Annotated in this window: 18 protein-coding genes; 7 read left to right on the top strand and 11 right to left on the bottom strand. The window is 58.3% G+C overall.

All coding sequences use genetic code 11. The features are described 5' to 3' along the window. Positions 1–164: 164 nt before the first annotated feature. From FHT86_RS13775 to FHT86_RS13755, 5 genes are all read right to left on the bottom strand, one after another. Positions 165–1,217, bottom strand: coding sequence for a ketopantoate reductase family protein (locus FHT86_RS13775; protein WP_133707365.1), 1,053 nt, complete (start codon positions 1,215–1,217; stop codon positions 165–167). A 343-nt stretch (positions 1,218–1,560) separates the two neighbouring features. Next, on the bottom strand, positions 1,561–3,057 hold the full coding sequence (locus FHT86_RS13770; protein WP_133707364.1) for a cyclic nucleotide-binding domain-containing protein: 1,497 nt from the start codon (positions 3,055–3,057) through the stop codon (positions 1,561–1,563). Positions 3,058–3,215: 158 nt separating this feature from the next. Further along, positions 3,216–3,812, bottom strand: coding sequence for a CBS domain-containing protein (locus FHT86_RS13765; RefSeq protein WP_246779505.1), 597 nt, complete (start codon positions 3,810–3,812; stop codon positions 3,216–3,218). Between the two features lie 260 nt (positions 3,813–4,072). After that, positions 4,073–4,474, bottom strand: a complete 402-nt coding sequence (locus FHT86_RS13760; RefSeq protein ID WP_133707363.1) for a cupin domain-containing protein — start codon at positions 4,472–4,474, stop codon at positions 4,073–4,075. Positions 4,475–4,547: 73 nt separating this feature from the next. Then, positions 4,548–5,309 carry an SDR family oxidoreductase gene (locus tag FHT86_RS13755; protein ID WP_133707362.1) on the bottom strand — a complete coding sequence of 254 codons (762 nt, stop codon included), beginning with the start codon at positions 5,307–5,309 and terminating at the stop codon, positions 4,548–4,550. A gap of 327 nt (positions 5,310–5,636) precedes the next feature. Between FHT86_RS13755 and FHT86_RS13750 the strand changes: the two genes are divergently transcribed. Then, the gene (locus FHT86_RS13750) at positions 5,637–6,599 is read left to right on the top strand and encodes an alpha/beta hydrolase (RefSeq protein ID WP_246779504.1); all 963 of its coding nucleotides are present in this window, start codon (positions 5,637–5,639) and stop codon (positions 6,597–6,599) included. A gap of 90 nt (positions 6,600–6,689) precedes the next feature. On the opposite strand, the gene FHT86_RS13745 is transcribed toward FHT86_RS13750, so the two are convergent. From FHT86_RS13745 to FHT86_RS13730, 4 genes are all read right to left on the bottom strand, one after another. Further along, a complete protein-coding gene (locus tag FHT86_RS13745) occupies positions 6,690–8,948 on the bottom strand; it encodes an ATP-binding protein (RefSeq protein WP_208116655.1) in 2,259 nt (752 codons plus the stop codon). Next, entirely contained in the window at positions 8,941–9,357 is a 417-nt protein-coding gene (locus tag FHT86_RS13740; RefSeq protein WP_208116654.1) for a response regulator transcription factor, read from the bottom strand. Before FHT86_RS13740 ends, FHT86_RS13745 begins: the two co-directional genes overlap by 8 nt. Positions 9,358–9,445: 88 nt before the next feature. Further along, complete coding sequence (locus tag FHT86_RS13735) at positions 9,446–10,096, bottom strand: response regulator transcription factor (protein ID WP_133707360.1); 651 nt, start codon at positions 10,094–10,096, stop codon at positions 9,446–9,448. Between the two features lie 240 nt (positions 10,097–10,336). Further along, on the bottom strand, positions 10,337–10,870 hold the full coding sequence (locus FHT86_RS13730; RefSeq protein WP_133707359.1) for an Rrf2 family transcriptional regulator: 534 nt from the start codon (positions 10,868–10,870) through the stop codon (positions 10,337–10,339). A gap of 428 nt (positions 10,871–11,298) precedes the next feature. On the opposite strand from FHT86_RS13730, the gene FHT86_RS13725 reads away from it, so the two are divergent. The 3 genes from FHT86_RS13725 to FHT86_RS13715 all read left to right on the top strand — a co-directional run bounded on the left by FHT86_RS13725 (position 11,299) and on the right by FHT86_RS13715 (position 13,324). After that, on the top strand, positions 11,299–11,856 hold the full coding sequence (locus FHT86_RS13725) for an EF-hand domain-containing protein (RefSeq protein ID WP_133707358.1): 558 nt from the start codon (positions 11,299–11,301) through the stop codon (positions 11,854–11,856). A gap of 301 nt (positions 11,857–12,157) precedes the next feature. Further along, positions 12,158–12,628, top strand: a complete 471-nt coding sequence (locus FHT86_RS13720; protein ID WP_133707357.1) for a hypothetical protein — start codon at positions 12,158–12,160, stop codon at positions 12,626–12,628. Between the two features lie 132 nt (positions 12,629–12,760). After that, positions 12,761–13,324: a CYTH domain-containing protein gene (locus FHT86_RS13715; protein ID WP_133707356.1), complete on the top strand. Its 564-nt coding sequence runs from the start codon at positions 12,761–12,763 to the stop codon at positions 13,322–13,324. Here the strand turns inward: FHT86_RS13715 and FHT86_RS13710 are convergent. Next, entirely contained in the window at positions 13,287–14,216 is a 930-nt protein-coding gene (locus FHT86_RS13710; protein WP_409527595.1) for a DUF2950 family protein, read from the bottom strand. The two genes, FHT86_RS13715 and FHT86_RS13710, sit on opposite strands and share 38 nt — an antisense overlap. Positions 14,217–14,261: 45 nt before the next feature. Next, positions 14,262–15,695: a DUF3300 domain-containing protein gene (locus FHT86_RS13705; protein ID WP_409527588.1), complete on the bottom strand. Its 1,434-nt coding sequence runs from the start codon at positions 15,693–15,695 to the stop codon at positions 14,262–14,264. Positions 15,696–16,713: 1,018 nt separating this feature from the next. Between FHT86_RS13705 and FHT86_RS13700 the strand changes: the two genes are divergently transcribed. From FHT86_RS13700 to FHT86_RS13690, 3 genes are all read left to right on the top strand, one after another. Next, positions 16,714–18,480: a SulP family inorganic anion transporter gene (locus tag FHT86_RS13700; RefSeq protein WP_133707354.1), complete on the top strand. Its 1,767-nt coding sequence runs from the start codon at positions 16,714–16,716 to the stop codon at positions 18,478–18,480. Beyond that, positions 18,464–19,297 (top strand): polyphosphate kinase 2, encoded by an 834-nt coding sequence (ppk2, locus tag FHT86_RS13695; protein WP_133707353.1) that lies wholly within the window; start codon positions 18,464–18,466, stop codon positions 19,295–19,297. The genes FHT86_RS13700 and ppk2 overlap by 17 nt, the downstream gene beginning before the upstream one ends. A gap of 91 nt (positions 19,298–19,388) precedes the next feature. Continuing rightward, positions 19,389–20,513 carry an AI-2E family transporter gene (locus FHT86_RS13690; RefSeq protein ID WP_133707352.1) on the top strand — a complete coding sequence of 375 codons (1,125 nt, stop codon included), beginning with the start codon at positions 19,389–19,391 and terminating at the stop codon, positions 20,511–20,513. The last annotated feature ends 58 nt before the right edge of the window (positions 20,514–20,571 follow it).

Genomic DNA, 20,571 nt, shown 5'->3' with positions numbered 1-20,571 from the left:
CCGGCAACCAAAACCTATGGAAAGATGCCACCCGCGACCGCAGTCGTCGGTTCGGGTCAATTCGCGACGGCTTCGACCGGGTTAGCCGGATGTCGCAAGCACCCGCGTCTATTCCGGCTTCTGCCCGCCGTCGAGTGATATCAATATGCGTGTCTGAAGCGTGACTATGCCGCGTTGGTCCTGTCCAATTCGACGTAAGGAGCCCTTTGGCGCATGTTGCTTTTGAACTGCGAGAGGATTGTTATCGTTCGCGTAAAAGGCATTGAAATGCCTTCAAGCTCACCCAACTCCATAACGGCTTCGCAAATTGCCGCCAATTCAAGTGGCAGGCCCTTTTCGTAGTCCTGAAGCATCGACGTCTTAAAATCGCCCATGCTGGCGCCCATCGCGAGAAGCGAGCTGGGATCGAGCTCCAATCGCGCGCCAAACGAAGCCGCGACCAACAAGCCTTCATCGACCAGCTGTCGGCTTACGATGGACAAAGACGGATCACCGCAAACGTCTCGTAAAGTGGCGCCGGTGACAACCGAAAGCGGATTGCTGCACAAGTTGGCAATAACCTTCGTCCATAGCGCGTCACGTATTCTCTCGGCGACGCGCGTAGCGATGCCGCTGTCAGCCAACAAAGCCGCAAGCCAGTCCGTTCTATCGCTGCGACGATGATCTATCTCTCCGATGACGCAACGGAGAGGGTTTCTGGTACGGGCAACACCGGGCGCAAGTCTTTCCGCGGTGATTGTCGTAACGGCGCCAATCACACGCTGACCCGGAAGCAATCGCTTGAGGCGCTGACGAGGGTCGACAGCCAGAACTGTGCGGCCGGCGTGACGCCCTTCCATCCCTTGGAAATACCACCAAGGAATGCCGTTCACGAACGGAACGATGAGTGTCTCGGAATGAATGAGGGGCTGTACGGCTTCGGCCATTGATTCAAGGTCTTGCGCCTTGGCGCAAAGAAAAAGCACATCGGCGTTCGGAAGCTCGTCGGCGGTGCCTACCGTGACTTGAGCCCGATGTTCTCCTTCGGCATCCGTAAGAGACAGGCCATTTTTCTTGATAACGGCAAGGCTTTCGCCTCGAGCAAGAACACTGACATGATGCCCGCTCATTGACATCCGTGTCGCGAGTGTGATGCCGATTGCGCCGGCGCCGGCAACACAGATGCGAAGCCCTTTCCCTGCGTCATGAATCAATGATTCAGGTACGATCTGATGCATTCTAGTCTCCATCTGCGATTCAAAGCAGAACTGTTGTTCTGTGTGGCGCCGGTTTGATTTTTCTGTTCGGGAATGGTGAAATTGGAGGTGCTCATCAGGCAACGAGCCAGAATTCGTTCAGCCCTATCGCCACTACGACGTGGGGCAGGATAGTGTTGTCGCTATGGCTAAGCCGATCACGTTACAGGCAAGTTGCGATCACACATTGGAGAGTTACAGCTGTAACATTGGCTGGGAATATGGAGCGGCTGAAGAACACGCATAACACCAAAGTCAGACGCAACAGATGACGAAAGTCGTGCGTTGGTCTCGACCTTGCTGGGTTCTTCATGCGCACGCTTGATCAATGTCGGCCGCCGAAGATCGTCCGTATCGCCTTCAGGAAAGCGATTTGACCCCGCGCCTGCGCTGTTATCGGAAGGGATAGATTTCGGATGTACTCGGCCCGGGCGGAGAGTCTCGCGGCTATCTCCTCTGCGATGGCCGGGCGTGCCTCGAGCAGCGGCGCGAAGCTCTGCTGATCGATCTCGTAGACGGTCACACGGGTGAGAGCCTGCAGTGTGCAAACTTCACCCATCCCGGCAAGCAAGCCGGTTTCGCCGAAGAAGTCCCCCGGCGAAAGCCGTCGCCGCTCCACCTCGCCATACCGCATTGCGACAATGCCCGCGCGAATAATCATCATCGAGGGAAGCATTTGCCCCTCAAGCACAATGATATCGTTCTTCTGAAATTCGCGGACCGCACTCGATTGCGCCAGGCGTTCCTTTTCGGACCTCGTCAGACCGGAGAAAATCGGAATCGCTTCAATGAGGCCAAGCGGTGTTATTTCAGGCGGCTTGGCGTCCTCCTCCGTCGGAAGTCCGTTCACAAGTGCGATCGCCGACGGCGGCGCCGCCAGCAGCAATCCTGCGGATTTGCAATGGCGATAAAACAGATCGATCACCTCGTTTCGGGCTATCGTCCGCAGCGATGGGTTCGTTACCTGGAACTGCAGTTCGATTTCGAGGGCAGCGGCGTCCAAGCTCTTCAATGCCACCTGTGGAGGAGGCTCCCTGACGATCGAATTACAGCCCGCCAAAACCGCCTGCATAACGTCCTCGATGATCGAAGGCATGCGCGTGGGTGCGACGCGCACCGTCATTTTGAGGAGGTGCGTTTCATTGGGCTGGCTGACGTTCGTCAGGCCGACTTTGGCGAGGGCGCTATTGGGCAGAACGACGACGTTGTTCGCTCCAGTAAGAACCTGTGTTGAGCGCCAGTTGCTGGCGATAACGCGTCCCTCCGTTCCATCAGCAAGAAGAATCCAATCACCCAGGGAGTAGCTGCGCCCGAGAGTAAGAGCGATGCCCGAGAAGACGTCACCGAGCGTGTTTTGCAGCGCCAAACCGAGGACGATTGCGATAACGCCTGACGTGGCGACCAGCGTTCCGATCGGAACGCCAAACACGAAGGCCAGAGCCGAAAGGGTAACGCAAAGATATACGAGCCCGACGACGATGTCCTGCAGAAGGCGGGCCTCGTTCGGCTTCCCTTCCAGAACCAGGTAGATGCGCACGAAGCCAATGATGGCCCATGCGAGATGAAGCCACCACAGCAATTTCGCCATGATGACGATAAAGGCGCGGACGTCTTCAAGTCCGTAGCCTTGAAAGCGGATGGGCGAGATGTCGCTGTTGATGAGAACGGCGGTCATCGCAGCAAAGAACGCAATCTCGACGACAAGCCGGAGGTTCACGCGCCAGCGCGGGATCAAATGCCATACGACTATTCCAGCCAGCTCGAGGACGATCAGCCAGGCAAGAGGAGCGTTCGCGAGTCCTTCAAGATTTGTCTGCAGCATGATGATCATCTCGTGGCGCACATGACAGGCCGATTTTGACCCGACATTTGGAACAGTTTCAGTATTTGCGAGCCGGGCGGCTTGGTGGGATGCGCGCAGCCCGAGCTAGTCTTCGCCCGAGATCTCTGTTTCAGTGCGCAGCTCAACTCAGGGCTCGGCTATCTGTAGCCAACTCCCGCTACGTAGTCCGCGAGCATGTGCTCCTGGAGTTGTTCCTGTTCAAAGAGCACCTTCATCGCGTCGCGGATATCAAGAACGCCAAGAGGCTTTGAATCAGGGCCAAGCACCGGCATGTTTTTGAGCCGCTGCGCCACCATGACCCGCCAGACGGCACAGAGGTCGTCGCTGGGATCGCAGGAGATGATATTCCGACTCATGAGCGTTACGACCGAGGCCTCTGCCGGTTCCCGATACGTAAGGTGGCGGATGAGGTCGGATTTACTGAGTACGCCTGTCGCCTTCCCATTCTCGGTGCTCACCACGGCCAAGCCTATTCCAGGGTTGGAAAGCGAGACGGCCGCAGCTTGCAGCGTGGCGTTGACATCGATCACCATCAGGCGAGCCGATGTCATTGAGTCTAGTTGTCCGATGCGCATAGCGCCCTCCAGAGCAGCGGCAATCAACGTTTCATTCGAGGCTTCGACGGGGAATTCGGTGCCCAGGCCAGTCGTGACAAGCAGCCGGTTCAAACGCTCGCCAAATGTGGAAAGCGTCCGGAACCGCACGGCCTGGATCGGTGCTGTAAAAAGAAACATTCGCAACTTCGATGTAGCTCTCGGCGACAGAAGAACTCGATCGAAGTGGCGCCGCAGTCGGGCGCCACGTCGATCTGGCCAGCAAGTGTCAGCTGAGCGCTGCCTTCTCCATGCCCAACTTGGCATTGGCAGCGCCCGAAACAGTGTTGAAACCGAATAACCACATGAACATTCAGGCAAAGTCACCCGCACATGCCCGAAAAGAAAGGCCGCCGCGCAGCGGCTGAACTATGCGGAGCAATCGCCTCCTTGCGCTGAACTCATTTCTCGTAGGTCGTCAGGTTGGTCTCATTCGTGTCGACAACGAACACGGCAAGCAGGCGAGCACGCTTCGTCTTGCTGGCATTTTCACTGACGCCGTGATGATCGCCCGGAAACTCCGAAAAGCTTTCGCCGGCACGATAGGTTTTTACCGGCCCGTCATTGACCTTGCTTCGAACCGCTCCCTCAAGAACCGTGGCGTAGATGAAGGCGGAGTTCGGATGAGTATGAGCAGGCGAAGAACCACCCGGCTCATATTCGACGAGCACGACTTTCATGCTCTTGCCGGGCACGTTCGGCAGCGCCTGATCGTAGACGAGTTTGACGGAGTCGTCGTGGGCCGCTACCCCCGTGACGGAAGCGGCGACCAGTGCCATCGCAGCGAGGAATGTCCTAATCATGTGAAATCTCCAATGTGAGAACGGATGAGAAGGCCCAGCCTGGTGGCGAACCAGGCCTCGGCGCTCCTCGTTGTCAGTTCTTGCGAGCAGATCGGCTGAACCAATCGTCGAAGCCGATGGCGCCTATGCGCGGGTTGTCCCCTTCACCTGGGACGAGCGAGCCGTCGTCCAACTCCGTGCCAAAATAGAGGGCGTGAGGATCGGCAACGACCTTACGCGGATCGTTGCTCGCTTTCAGGAACCGCGCGACCATGTCAGTGAAGCGCGCCCGTTCAGGCCCGGCGATATAGATGATACCGTTCGCCGGCGGAGCCAGCGCCACGTCGGCCATGACATCGGCGACGTCGTCCGAGGCGATGGGCTGAAAATTGACGGCTGGCAGGTGCACGGTGTCACCAACCGTTGCCGACTGAGCGATGCCACTCAAGAACTCGAAGAACTGCGTAGAGTGAACGATGGTGTAGGGGATTGCGGACTTCCTGATCAGATTCTCCTGGGCCATCTTGGCGCGCAGATAGCCGCTGCGCGGTAGACGTTCGGTCCCCACGACCGAGAGCGCGATGTGGTGCTTCACGCCGGCGGCCGCTTCCGCAGCGAGCAGATTTCGGCCGGAAGTTTCGAAAAACTCCAGAACGGCCTTGTCCTCGAAAGATGGCGAATTCGCCAGATCAAGCACGACCTGCGCTCCGGCAAGGGCCTGGGCCAGCCCTTCGCCGGTGATGGTGTTAACCCCCGTATTCGGGGAGGCCGCGATCACTTCGTGACCCTTCTTGCGCAGCCTCTCCGCCGTCTTTGATCCGATAAGGCCTGTCCCGCCAATAATAACGATTTTCATGTTCAATCTCCCGATTTGCGGTCTTACGTTTTAAATTGCGTTGCTCTTGCGGTGGTCATGACCAATGCCGCAGAGAATGCGCCAGCCCGGCGCGCGAGCCTATCGAACGGAAGCATTGGCCACATCATGCCAAAGTGTAGGCCGCCTACATCAGTCGATTGGCAATCCTGGTCAAAACGAGCCCGGGTTCGCGACTACCAGCATGGGCTGGGCTCGTCGTGCGTGCAGATAGCCAACGAGTGCCAAGTGTGGGCACATGGCGGCCCGGAGCGACTGCGCAAGTCGGGACGCTCTCAACCAATGGCGATCTATCCAAAGGAAAACGCTATGTCCTCTGACCCCAAGATTCTCGAACCTGCGACCCAGGGATTTGTCGATAGCCTCGTGGGCGCGCAGCCGCTCCACACGCTTACCCCCGACGCTGCGCGTGCTGTTCTCTCTGACGTGCAGAAATCGGTGAAAGTTCCCTTGCTCGACGTCGCCAGCCAGGATCGCGTCCTGAATGTCGGGCCCGACGGGCGTACGAAGATCCGTGTGGTGCGGCCTGCCGTGGCCGAGGGCATATTGCCGGTCGTGGTCTATGTCCATGGCGGCGGCTGGGTGATCGGAGACAAAGAGACACATGACCGGCTGATCCGCGAGCTGGCGGTCGGCGCCAATGCCGTCATCGTTTTCGTCGATTACGAGCGCTCTCCTGAAAGCCGCTATCCGACGGCAATCGAGCAGAGCTATGCCGTCGCAAAATATGTTGCCGAACACCCGGCCGAATTTGGCGCCGACCCCAACCGGCTGGTGATTGCCGGAGACAGCGTCGGCGGCAACATGGCCGCCGTTGTTGCACTCATGGCGAAAGAGCGCAGCGGACCTAAGATCGTCGCCCAGTTGCTCTTCTATCCCGTTACCGACGCGTCGATGTCGACCGGTTCCTACACAGAGTTTGCCGATGGCCCGTGGCTTACGAAGAAGGCGATGTCCTGGTTCTGGGACCAGTATCTGCCGGATGTCTCGAAGCGCGGCGATATCCATGCCTCACCGCTGAATGCCTCTCTCGAACAATTGAGCGGCCTTCCGCAAACGCTTCTGCTCGTCGATGAGAACGACGTTCTGCGCGATGAAGGCGAAGCCTACGGGCGCAAGTTGGCACAGGCCGGTATCCGCGTCACTTCGCTCCGGTACAACGGCACGATCCACGACTTCATGATGTTGAATCCGATCGCGCAAACTCCGGCCGTGCGTGCGGCAGTCGGCCAGGCAATTGGCTATCTGCGCAACGTGTTTGCCGCCCGCTGACCGGCATCGAATGGCGCTGGCGGCCAGCCGACCACCCGCCCTTTGCTGGTCGGGCATCTTTCGTGGAACGGGGTCGGCGTCTTCGGACAATCAGGCGGGAGGCAGTCCAGCCCGCATCTCATCGGACTGCCTCCCGCCGGCCTCACATATTTGGCTTGTGGCGCCGCGATCTTGGAACAAGCGATCAGCGCGAACGGTTTCAAAGTCAATGGCAGCTGCCGACGCTCGCATTTGAGGCGTATATTCCGCCGGGTCGTTGGCGAGCTCAGGCAAAGACTGCCGGGCAGACTGCGTCGGCAGCGAGAACCGGAACTGCGCGCCGCCATTCGGATGATTCGACACCCGGATGCTCCCGCCATGCGCCAAGGCGATCGACTGGCATACGGCCAGTCCGATGCCGACGCCTCCATCCTTCGTCGTAAAGAAGTAATCGAAGATGCGATCAAGGTCGCCAGCAGCGATCCCACAGCCGCTGTCGTGAATGGAGAATACGACCGTATCGCCATCCTCGCTGCTGGTGCTAAGATCGATCCGCCGCAACGAACCGTCTCCCTGCGCAATGGCCTGGATGCCGTTGACGAGGAGATTGACGATTACCTGCTGCAGCTGGATCCGATCTCCCAAGACTTTGGGAAGGTCAGCGGCAAGCCTCGCCGACAGATAGATCGATCTGGCCTCGATGTCGTGGCGGACGAACAATAGCGCCTCGTCGACCACCTCGTTCAGGTCGAGCGGAGCCCACACCGGTTCTTGCTTCGCCGCCATCCCCCGAATGCGCTTGACGATATCGCTCGCGCGACGCGCGCTCGACACTATCCGCGTCGTGAGCTGGCAGACCTTTACTATGTTCGGATCGTTGCGTGACAACCATCGGAGGCTGGTCTCGCCATTGGTCACGATCGCAGACAGAGGCTGGTTGACCTCATGCGCGATGGACGTTGCGAGCTCGCCGAGGATGGATATTCGCGCGGCATGTGTGAAGTCGGTCTCGAGCTGGCGAAGCCGTCGCTCCGTTCGAAGCCGTTCGGTGATATCTTCCAGGCCGATGAGTGTAACATCAAGCCCTTCCGGCGATGCCGGATAGGTCACCGACAGCTGCACGTCTACGGCCTGGCCGTCGAAGGTTCGAACCTTCATGACTTCTGAGTAACTACGTCTTCCTTCGAAGCGCGCGACCATGACCCTTCGGGCCGTTTCGGGAGATGCCGCGAACAGGAAGCCGACAGGCCTGACGAAGTCGGCGGGCGTCGTTCCGTTGAAGAGTGCCACCGCTTTCTGGTTGGCGTCGGTCACGCGAACGGCGCCATTGGCAAAGTCGATCAGTTCCGGGTGATCGTCCAGATAGACGTCCAGATCGTTGACGCCGCCGGCTTTCAGTTCTCCAAACACCTGTCCCATGCGACTGGCATCGACCTGCAGCAAGGCGGTCGGCAAGTGGTGGATCAATTTGCGATAGCGCTCCTCGCTGGCGCGCAGATACCAGAAGGAGCGGTCGTCGTCAGCCGCACCATTGACGGCCACGAACACCGTATCTCGGCACCTCTGCGCCTCGGATCGCCAAGCGGTTACGACGGGATCGCGCAGTATTCCATCGGAGGCAAGTTTGCGCATGCAGGTGGCGCCGCATGAGCGGCCCGTTGCCACGACCGCGATAAGTTCGGCAAGCACGCCACGGCCGACGCGTGGCCAGAAGGCGCCGACGGACTGGCCGATCATCCCGGCGCGGCCGGCATAGGCGCCCACAAGATGCGCGGCCCGTTCATTGACATTGACGATGCGCGTGCCTTCCAAAAGTTCATCGGTCCAATCCGGTCGCTGCGCCAGATCGGCGACCAAGCCCCGGCTGATCAGGTCCCCGATCGTCTCGAGAAGCGGGCGGACGCGTGAGGTGTTAAGTTCCCAGCTAGCGGCGAGGCGGTGCAGGCCGACATCGGCCACGGAAGACTGATCCGGCTCTTTGTTGGCATTTCGCCCGTACTCGACTATGTCGCAGGGCCGGCCTTCGGCGTTACACCTCACGGTCTGCCTCACGGCCGCAATGACGTGGCCTCCCCACGACGTGCGCCGTTCGACCTGGCCCGCCCAGGTGCCTTCCTGCAAAAGCGTGCGCCACTGCCCGACGTGCAACTCTGCGTTAGAAGACATGTCTGTAATGCTGCGTCCGATCGAACCGATGGCTGGCCAGCCGTAAAGCCTTTCGGACGCCGGATTCCAGTATCGAATGGTACCGACGAGGTCGAAGACCACCACGCTTTCCGACGCAAGATCGGCCAGTTCCATGCTTGGTTCCATGTTCGAAGCAGCATCGCTCTCGTAAACCGGAACCCGTCTTGCCGCCATTTCAGCCATCGGGCGCATCCTCCTGTCTGTTCACCTCGCCAGGCGGAATTTTCGAGCGCAGCGCCGAGTTCAGATGCTTTAGAAGGACTTCGTCGGCAAATGGCTTGGTCAAATAGACATATGCACCGCCTTCCAAGGCGCGGGATCGAATGCTTGTATCCGTATAAGACGTGGTGATGATCACGGGCATGGTCGAGCCCATCTCTTTGAGGCGCTGCAGCAGATCCAGCCCGCTGATACCGGGTAGCCGGACATCGCTGATAAGGCAGCCGAAGGCCAATTTTTCATGGGCCGCCAGGAAGGATTCAGCACGATCGAAGGTACAGCACGGCAGGCCGAGAACCTGAAGGAGATCGGAGAGGGCTTCTCGCATGGCGTCGTCGTCTTCAACGACTGCAATGACAGGCGCACCGAACAAATAAATAGCCTTTGTTGCTGCCGCGGCTTCCTAGGCCGCCATCTTAAGGTTTCGCTGAATCCGCTCCACATTGTAACCATACCAAGGTTTAGGGTTGATACTTCTCGCGAAGATCGACAGGCAGGGTGTCCCAGGCGCGGATAAGCTCGCCGACGGAAATTGTCTGCATCTTGCGCATCACATTGCTGCGGTGAAGCTTGACGGTGATCTCGCTGATGCCGAGTTCGAAGGCGATCTGCTTGTTGAGGCGGCCGTGCGCAACTTCGCGCAGGACCTGCCGTTCGCGTGGCGTCAGCGACGTGAACCGCCCGACATGCTGCATGATCGTCTCGGCTTGTGCCCGCTGCGCGACATCGCGCTCGATACCAGCTATCACCGCATCAAGCAGGGTCTGGTCTCGAAACGGTTTTGTGAGGAAATCAATAGCTCCAGCTTTCATCGCCTGGACCGTCATGGGAATATCTCCATGGCCGGTGAGGAAGATTATGGGCTTTGGGTTGCCCCTTGAAGCGAGTTGATGCTGGAGGTCGAGGCCGCTTGATCCGGGCATGCGGACGTCAAGCACCAGGCAGCCGGGTCGCTCGGGAAGCTCCGATTCCAGCAGTTCGCGCGGCGAGGCGAAACAGCAGACGTCGAGACCCACGGACAACATGAGCTCCTGAAGCGAATCCCGCACATCGTCGTCGTCATCGACGATGAGAACGAGTGGGCGATCTGTGTCGGAGGTGAGCGCGGTCATGAGCTTGCCTCCGCAGTCGGCAAGCCAGGAACCATCAAAAGCCTTGCTGCGACTCTACCATTATTCCTGCTGCCAATAGCCCTTATCCCGGCCGGCAAATCAGAAAATCCCGCACCGGCGATGATGATTTCTCGTTTCATTGCCATCCCCCCTTTTTCCCGCCGGACGTGACACGTTTCAGCCGTCCGGCTGAGGCTGGAAAAGATTGGTCTTCTGAGGTTTGTCTGTCTTCGGCTGTCTTCAAGACGACAGTTCGCGCCTTGACGGCTTGCGGGCACGAGACTTGATCCGGTCGCCAAGCCAATCGCGAACGTCGTTCGAAAAATCAGGTGGCGCCTTTCGGTCGAGGATGTGCGCCACATCTCCCAGCGTCTGGCTGGCCAACGAGTCACGCATAGCCTTCTCGGCACGCAGCATCACCGCATGGATCGCGCACGCGCCTGCCGTCGCCCAACCGGGCGGCCGGTCACCGAATACGGCGCAACGACCACGAATGTCCTGGCAATCGAATAGCGGCTTCTTACCCTCGATCGCATCGACGACTTCCAGAATGCTGATATCCTCGGGCATTCTGGCGAGCAGATATCCGCCGCGCACCCCTTCCGACGCCCGTACGATCCCGGCCTTCTCGAGCTTCGGGAAGATCTTTGCTACGAAGCTCGGCGAGATGCCCTGGAATTCAGCCAGGTCGCGACTGCTCAACGGCGCGGTCGAACCGGCCAACCAGAGCAAACAATGCAATCCATATTCCACGCTTGCGGTCAAATGCGCCATAACACGGACTGTATCAGTCCGTGTTATGGCCTGCAAGCCAAAACTCAGATAAACTTCATCCGTGTTTTTTTCAAATCATCGTCCGATGAAGAGCTCGCTCCATTTCAGAGCAACGTCATTCCATCGTCCACCCGTCGGGTTTACACTCGTTCAGAAGCCTAGGAGGAGAGTGCGGTTGCAATCGATTGGTTCAAGGATGAGGGCGGGCACTACCGAAGGATAGTTCCTTGTATCGCGATCGCATTGAACTGTTCGGCGAGACTTTGGTCTGCTCGCGGATATCCAACCGATTTTATGAGCGAAGTTCAGATCTCAGCGCCTGCTGGACTGCTGGCCGAAGCTCCGTGTTGCCAATATGGCTACGCTCGCGTCTATGCGTTGAAAAAAGGCAACAACGCCCGGCATAAGCCTGCCGGGCGTTTCCTTGCATGTCCGCCAGCAGCACATCGGCTGCTCAGCAGTCTTCTAACGGCGACAGTCAGGATGATGGTCAGCGCAACATGATCAGTGCGATGGACACGAATAACGATGGCAGCATCAGCGAGCAGGAATTCATCGCCGCTAGGCCATCCGATGTGAGCGAAGATCAGGCTGCTACGCTGTTTGAAAGCTTTGACACCAGCAATAGCGGATCGCTGACGGAAGATCAGTTGGCAAGCGCCATGCAGTCGGGTGGACAGCCGCCGGCGCCGCCTTCTGGAGAGCCGCCGAACGACGACCAGATCTCCAGCATGTTCTCCGCGATGGATACGGATGGCGACGGCAACGTCAGCCAAGCGGAATTTGTCGCCGCGCGTCCGTCCGACGTGAGCGAGGAGCGAGCCACAAATCTGTTCGATAGTCTGGATACGACAGGTTCGGGGTCGCTGACGGAGAGCCAGTTTGAGACAACGATGAAGGCACAGCCACCACAGCTTCCGGACTTCGGTTCCCTGTTCGCCTCGACCTACCAGGATGACACGACGAACGAACTGCTTCTCATTTGATTGAGATGACGGTGGCCGCTTACATTCAGTAGTTTCTGTCGGTTGGCAACTTGAGCATGAGACGTTGAAACCCTCACGCTCAAGTTTGCCGAACGTGCTTCAGTGAACACTGTTCATGATTGCCGGCAAGTTGATGCGCATGGGTAGGCAAGGGCGCAATCCGCATCTGATGGCCCCGGCGCTGACGCCGGGACCCACCATCGAGGGTATCCTACTGTAACTTACCAGCCATCTACCGTATTTTACTACGATGTTCAGTTTGCCTGTTCTATTATCCTCTAAACAAGTGGAGGGTAACATCATGGCCGGAGAGGACAAATCCGATCCTCGTCCTTCGATGATCAGCGCGGAAGAATTGCGCAAGCGAGCGCTTGAGTTGCAGCTCGTAGAGATGCAACGTGACGAGAAGATCAGATCACGTGAAGCCGAAAAACATGCGGAGTTTATCGAAGACTTCTTTCGAAAACACATTAGCGACAAAGAGCGGGAGATCATTCGCCGGGTGGTCATGAAGGCTGTGGCCGATGGAAAGGTCGAAGCCCTGATCTACAGCTTTCCATCCGACTTTTGCACCGATAGCGGCCGCGCCATCAACAGCCACAACCCCGACTGGCCGTCGACCCTCCAAGGCAAAGCAAAAGATTTGTACGATCTTTTCAATGAGGTGGCCCGTCCGCAGGGTTACGGCCTGACCGCGGCGGTCATCAATTTCCCAAATGGAGTGCCGGGCGATATTGGCTTCTTCCTGAATTGGGAGGCGCCCGTCGTCTGATATCTGCCTAAGTCTCAACGCCTACGCAAAGCGGGCGCCTGATGCTCAGCTTTCTCGGTTGGTTTGAAATAGCGGGATTCGCGTAAGTGTTGCCGCTCTGAAAACCGATAGTATGAGAGATTGGGACAACTCATGAGGACAAGAGAGATCGAGCGGAAATTTCTTGTCCGAAACGACAAGTGGCGCGGCAAAGCGCTTGGGCCCAGTGAATTGCGGCAGGGATATCTCCTATCCGACGCCGACAAATCGGTTCGCATCCGCGTGGTCGACGGGCGCTCCGCTTTCCTGACAGTCAAGTTCGGGCGACAAGGGATGGTTCGCGACGAATTCGAATACCGCATTCCGCGTCGCGAGGCGGAGGAACTGCTTGAACGCGTCGTCGGAACGGTCATCGAGAAGTCCCGCTATAAGGTGCCCATAGGCGGATTCGTCTGGGAAATCGACGTCTTCCACGGTGCGCATGCCGGGTTGACAATCGCCGAAATCGAAATGTTGAGCGAGACGGATAGGCCAGTGTTGCCACGTTGGCTGGGACGGGAAGTCACCGGAGATCCACGATATTCGAACCGGGCTCTTGCGACAACGACAGACAATCTGTTGATTCAGTCCCGCCTGCCCAAGGTCGACGATGTCTTGGCTCTTGAGGATGTGACAGACCTCACTCGGCAACAACAGACCAGTTGTGGTCTGGATTAAATTCCTTGATGGATTCGGCGAGCGCAGGCGTATTCTCTCCCAGGTCGCGTTCGTAGATCACGCTCTGGTCGCTGATGATGAAGGTCTGTACGCCTGTTTCACGATATTTGACCGGCCAGGCAATAAGCGCAAAGCCATCGGTCATGTGGCCGTTGACCACATAGCTGTGCCGACCTCCGAAAACATTGGGGCCCTGGCCGGTGAGGATGCGGTACCGGTAGCCGAAGTAACCTTCGCCCTTGAGGGCCTTTCCGAACGCCGCATTTTCGATCAAGCTGCTGGCGGGACTTTCGTCCTCTTCGGTCTCGGCTGGCCAATAGAGCCCGTTTTTTTTGCCTTTGCCGCTTATCAACACCTGGGCATACTCATGTATGCCGTCGCCATTTCTGTCTTCGCTTGCGTAAACGTGCTGGGCTTGGACGTAGTCGTGCATCGTCTGAATGGTTTGCAGCTCGTTTTCACCGATGCGCCGATTGAGAATCTCTTCGAGACCGGCTCGCGTATCGAAAGCCCATTTCCCGTCTTCCCGTTTGACCAGGGGAAACGGCAGCGGCCATAGCTTGTCTCCGACAAGAATGATCCTGCGATCCCAGATATCTTGCAGGGCAATCTGCCTCGCCGCACCCTCCTTGATAAGACCAAACGCGGTCATGGCTTCGTTACTCGCCCTCAATTTCGCCGCGCTGAGTCCCAGCAATTGCGCCAGACCATCGACATCACCGGAAGCCAAGATCGCCTTGAAGCGATCGACGGCCTGCGCCGGCTGGTCGAACTCTGGCGGCTTGCTGTCTGACGCGAAGCTCGCGAGTCTTTGCCGGTTCTGTGCCTCGCCGACCTGCCAGCTCGAGAGGGCGAAGACTGAAGCCCCGATGATCAATGCGGCTAGCTGCATTCCGCGCGTGGTTCTCATCGCATGCCTCCTCCAAAAAACATCCCTCTACCTGCGGCCACCACCTCTGCCGCCGCCGCCGCCTCTGCCGCCGCCCCTGCCTCCGCTCGGCATCGGACGATGTCCGCCGCCGCGATGCGCCGATGGTCTAGGGCCGCCGCCACCGCGGTTCATTGATCTCGGGGCCGAGCGATTGGCGGCCCCCATGCTCTGACGGCCGCGCTGGGACGCTATCTGCTCCCGGCGGCCCGGTGAGACATTGCCAAGCGCCGAAGGCTGCCGACCTCTGGCATCAGGTCTGGAGGCCAGCTTCTGCTTGTTCGGACGAGCGGCTGCCGCTTGTTTAACGCGGTTGGCGCCTTGTGCCTGCTGCGGCCGGTTCTGCGCTCGATCGGCAATGGCCTGTCGGTTGGCGCCCTCTGCGGGTCGTGCCGCCGGCCGCTGCTTCAGACCTTGCATTGTATCCCTACGCACGTCCGCTGCGCGGTTGACGCGATCAGCTGCGGGACCAGCGCGTTCTCGATTGAGATTCTGTGCCCGATTGCGCAAGTCGTTGCGGCCTTCGGACTGGAGATTATTTCTGATCGTCGACCTGTCTATTTTTGCAAGTTGATCCCGGTCAATGTTCAGTTTGCTGCGATCCACATTCTTCCAGTCGATGTCGTTCCATTTGACCTTGCCGTTGAAATTCCTGTTGTTGAAGCAATTGTTGCAGTCGACATCGACGTCCCCGCGCCAGTTGCCGCCCCATACTCCCCAGTTATCCCAGTTGACGGCTGCAGCCCACGCAACGCCGGTCAACGCCGCTGCGAAGAACGTCGCACCCGGATAATAATAGTTCGGGTAAGGATCCGGATAATAGGAAATGGGCTGCGCCGCATAGCCGGGCTCATAAAGCATTTCCGGCGGATACTGGGGAACGTAGATCTTTTCAGGATTGGTCGGCTGAATGATGACGTTGTCGTTTTCCGTGACAACAGTGATCTTTTCATCGCTCTTGATGACGCCTTTGGCAACGGCCTCGTCGCGCAACTGCTGGATAGCGATCAGCACATCCTTCTGCTGGTTCGTCAGGGCATCGCCAAACGCCTGCGTCCATTCCAGGTCTTCACTCATCATCTTGACGATGTCGGGATAGTTCAGCAGCGAGATAACGCTGCCGTCCCAATCACTTTTCGGTTTGAGATCCGCGTTTTTTTTCCTTGCTTCCAGGAAGCGGCCAGCCTCGACTATTTGAAGCGGGAAAAGCGACGCTGCGGAGATCGCCGCTACGAGTTCGTCCGGATAGAGTGCGATACGTGCGACGAGGACTTCCAGTTCGTCGTCAGAAAGTTGCGCAGGCGCTTCTTCATCCGCTTGCGCCGCCGGCGGGTTGGGCGGGTTGTTTGCGGATGTTTGCGAATAGGCTGGAAGGTGATCCTGCATCACAAGGAATGACATGGCCGACAGGCCGACGATAAACTCTCGCAATTTCATCCCCATAGTGATGCCTCCCCATAGCGACTGATCCCAAATCGCCGATTGCGCCCGCAGCAAAGCGGCTTGATGGAGTTCCTTTTGGATCCTGCATCGCTTTCAGATTTGCATCGGCTGTGTGTGGAGAAACAGGCTCCAAACCGCGACAAAAGCCACTTGCCATATCCGACTGGCTTGCAGGCGACCGCATCGCAGTTCCCGCCAAATACATCGGCTCGAACTGCCGATCGCGATCATCATATTACATGTGGTTGTATTTTGAATGTATCATACACGAAGTTACGGCGGTGCGGTGCGGCGGGCGAGTCCGCGGGCCTGGAAGCGTCTCTTTTCGCGAAGGTGACGCCGCTGACGAAGGTGTTCTGCGGCCGAACCGATGCTGTCGCCTTAGTGAAGCAAGAAGAGCAACGTGCCGGTCCGCAGAGCGGACTTTAGGACCGTTATCGCAACGGCCAGTCACCGCCTAGACCTGCCCGTCCCGTCAGAAGAGCCGCTTGTCTGTGGCAAGGATCGGCGACGGGTGGCCATCCCTTTGCATGTCGCGCGCTTCCATGCTGCCTATTGTCGGTAAAGGCTTACCTTCCCGCATGCCTTGGCCAAGGCATACGTTTTTCCTTGCGGACGGACTTTCTCGCCACGCGGTCGTCCTCATCGGTTCGGTCATCATGCCCCAACAAGATCAATGGTGATCACCACGCCGCTGTGATCCCATTCCGAGTGGAACAAGGATGACCTTCGGTGATCCAAAGGCTGCAAGCGTACACCACCGGCTAAAACAGCTCCGGCCAGCATCTGGGTCGGCTTGCCAGCAAGCGGCACCCGGTCGCCAGATGGCGGCACGGGGGATGTTACGCGATGCTACGCACGCTGCGTCGGCCATCGCATTAAGATCGTAGCCACCGACCACGACGAGGATGAGCAGTTGGATGAACTACGTGTTCCTCGAACCTTCCAGAGGCTGATCGCTGCTATGGCGGCGGAGCCGGCCGTTTTGACCAATCCCCCTCGCGAAAGGGGGCTCTAGATGGCGGTCAGTTTTCGTGTGCCCCTATTGCGAGGCCTGCAAGGGTTTCGCTTCGAATGGCTGCGCAGCGATATCTCTGCCGGACTGTCGATCGCGGCGGTCGGACTGCCCAGTGCCATAGCCTATCCCGCTATCGCAGGGCTCCCACCGGAAACGGGGATCTACGCAAGCATAGTCGGTCCCATTGCCTATGCTCTTTTCGGTCCCTCGCGGCTATTGGTCGTCGGACCGGATGCTGCAACAATGACCGTGCTTGCCGCCGCGATGAGCGCGGTGGTCGCGACTTTGCCAGCCGGCGCCCCGGTTGATCGAGTGGCAATCGCTGCCGCTCTTGCGCTGGGCGTTGGATGTTTCTGCTTTGCCGCTCGGCTCCTGCGCCTCGGCGTTTTGGCGAATTTTCTCTCCCGACCAATTCTGGTCGGCTTCTTCGCCGGCGTATCGCTTTCGATCCTTGTGGGCCAGATCAGCCGCTTCACAGGCGTGCGCATCGAATCGGACGGGCTGCTGGCACCGGCTCTCGAGATACTTCGTAAGAGCGCATTGATCCACTGGCCATCGTTGCTATTCGGTCTTGCGATGTTCTGCCTGCTCTGGGTCGCAAAGATCATGCATTTTCGGATACCAGGGCCCGTGCTCGTGGTTGTCGTATCCTGTCTGCTTTCTGCCCTCTTTGATTTTCAGGGGCGAGGGATTGCCGTGATCGGCGATATTCCGCGCGGGCTTCCATCGCTTTCCTTGCCTGCGATCTCGCAGATGCCGCTCGATAAGATCGCGCTGGGATCGGCCGCAGTCTTCCTCGTCAGTTTTGGTGCGGGTATCGTCACTGCTCGCAGCTTTGGAACGCGTACCGGCGAGGAAGTTGACGCCAACCAGGAGCTGATCGGCTTGGGCGCCGCCAACATTGCTCCGGGCCTCTTCGGGGCTTTTCCGATCAGCATGTCGGATTCGAGAACAGCCATCAATTTATCGATCGGCGGCCGCTCGCAGGTAGCCGGTTTGGTCTCCGCGGCAACGCTGATTGCGGCACTGGTCTTCCTGCATAGCGCCTTGCGCATCCTGCCCATTCCCGCTCTTGCCGCTATATTGGCGACCGCTGCGATCGGCCTGATCGATGTTCGCGAACTCCGAAAGATTTGGCAAATTAGCCGAATGGAGTTCGTCTTCGCGTTGATCTCCATGTGGGGCGCTATCAGCTTCGGAGTCTTGAATGGCGTGGTCGTCGCCATAGTCGCGACATTGATCTATCTCCTGCGCAAGACGATGTATCCCCGCGATGCGCTCGTCGGGCGCATTCCTGGCCGTGATGGCTTTTACGATATGCGGCGGTTTCCGGATGCTGCTGGGATCGAAGGCGTAGCAATATGCCTCATCCAGGGGAGTGTCCTGTTCTACAACGCCGATTATGTGCGGACGCGGCTACGCGACATTGCACAGAACCTCCCCGCGAACACTCGCTGCCTTGTTCTCGATGGCAGCGCGATCGTGCATCTCGACAGCACAGGGGCATTGGCACTTGATGCCGTGCACTCGGCCTTGCGGGAGCGGGGCATCGTCTTTGGAGTGGCGGAGCTGAACGCTGAGGCCAAAGCGCTGCTTGAGCGCGCGGGCGTTGCCGAGAACATCGGAGCGGAAAATTTCTTTGACGACAAGGAGTACGCAATCCGGACCTTCCGTCTTCAGAAGGAGCGCGACGAGATGCCTGCTCGTGACGGAGAGGAAGGACTGACGTTGTCACCCAAGGAGGGAAGTCATGAACAAGGCGCATGATGCAGATCACGCAGAAGAAGCAGACAGCCGCGAAAGCAAGAAGAAGAAGACCAAAAAATATGAAAAGGAGATCGGCAAGTTACAGGTCGAACTCGCCCACCTGCAAGCGTGGGTCAAAAGCTCCGGCGCCCGCATCGTCATCATATTCGAAGGCCGCGACGCCGCCGGCAAGGGTGGCATGATCAAGCGCATCACGGAACGCGTCAGTCCGCGGGTGTTTCGAGTGGTCGCGCTACCTGCGCCTAACGATCGGGAAAAGTCGCAGATCTACATGCAACGCTATATCGCCCATCTTCCAGCAGCGGGAGAGGTCGTTATCTTCGACCGCAGTTGGTACAACCGCCCGGGTGTCGATCGCGTCATGGGCTTCTGTCCGGAAAAGAAGGCCCGTCGCTTCCTCGAACTCGCTCCCCGTTTCGAGGCCGCCATCGTCGAAAGCGGCATCGTTCTGCTTAAGTATTTTCTCACCGTCAGCGAAGAGGAACAGGAACGCCGTTTCCGCAGAAGAATCGACGACCCGGTGCGGCAATGGAAACTCAGTCCGATGGACCTGGAGTCCTACCGCCGTTGGTGGGATTACACACGCGCCTACGACGAGATGATCCGAATGACCGACACCGAGCATGCTCCATGGTGGATCGTCCCATCGGACGACAAAATGCGGGCGCGTATCAATTGCATCTCGCATTTTCTCAAGTCGATCCCCTACGAGCGGATCAAATTCGACAAGCCGGATTTGGGCAAGCGGCAGAAGCGACCATCGGACTATATCGAGGACGAGAGCCTTCGCCATGTCGTGCCCGATCTAGCCTGGTAAACCGTGCGAACTTTCAAGGCGAACGTCAAAGTCCCCGCACACGCAATCGGTTTCAGCGGCGTCTCAAGGGGAAAGTAGCGGGATGGGGCCAATGCATGACGATGGCTACAAAGACAAGGCCGCCGACGGACACCCGGCTAGCCACGCCTCGACTGACGCACGTATAAGCGATTTCATCCGATTTGGCGTCATTGGCCTCTTCGCTTATTGGTCCTTCACCGTCGTTGCGCCCTTCATCTCTATCATCGCTTGGGCCGCGATACTGGCGGTCGCTCTTTTCCCGGTTTTTGAACTGCTCAGGAAGCTGGTGGGCGGCCGCGGCATAGTTGCTGCGACTTTGATTGTGGTCGCGTGTCTGGTTGTAATCATAGCGCCGCTGGCGGCCATAGTGTTCAGCTTTGCCGATGCTACCCAGGCGTTCTTAACGGGCTTGAAAGAGGGAACGATCGCGGTGCCGGCGGCTCCTCAACGCATAAAAGAATGGGCTCCCTTCGGCGAGCGGATTTACGAAGCGTGGAACTACGCGGCAACCAATTTCGCAGCGATGCTGAAGCAATTCCAGGAGCCGATACGGGACATGGCCGGTGTCATCCTCGAGAAAACGGCTGCCTTCGGATCAAGCGTCCTCAGCTTCATCGCGTCAGTGTTGCTGTGCGGCTTCTTCCTCGTCGCAAAGCGCCGACTCACGAAGGCAGTCAACGTTGTCGCAATGCGGGTTGGGGGGAAAAGAGGTGCCGACTTTGTCGATCTTGCAGGCATGACGGTCCGCAATGTTTCCCGCGGCGTCATTGGCATAGCATTGTTGCAGACGCTGCTCTGCGGGCTGGAATTTGTACTGTTCGACGTCCCTGCACGCGGAGCGCTGACCTTCATTGTCTTTATCTTGTGTATCATACAAATCGGGCCGGGCCTCGTGTTGCTGCCCTTGGTCGTTTGGGCTTGGTTCACATGGTCCTTCTCGGATGCGTTGTTGTTCACGCTCCTTTCGGTGCCGATCGCCGTTCTTGATAATTTCCTAAAGCCAATCTTGATCTCGCGCGGCCTGTCCACCCCCATGCCAGTAATCCTCCTGGGCGTTATCGGAGGAGCTTTCGCGCATGGCCTGGTTGGCTTGTTTCTCGGACCGGTCGTTCTCGGCGTGTTCTATGACCTGCTCGCGGCGTGGGCGAACCCGGCTCCACCTTCCGACGATAGGCCCGCTGCAGTCTCCGCTTGAGACCTACTGCGATCAGGCGCTCTTGATCATCCCGCTTTTGAGTTCTTTCCGGATGTGG

Source organism: Rhizobium sp. BK313, assembly GCF_014193655.1.
GTDB lineage: Bacteria > Pseudomonadota > Alphaproteobacteria > Rhizobiales > Rhizobiaceae > Rhizobium.
The sequence above is the reverse complement of the archived record's forward strand: the minus strand, read 5'-3'. Positions and strand labels throughout refer to the sequence as shown.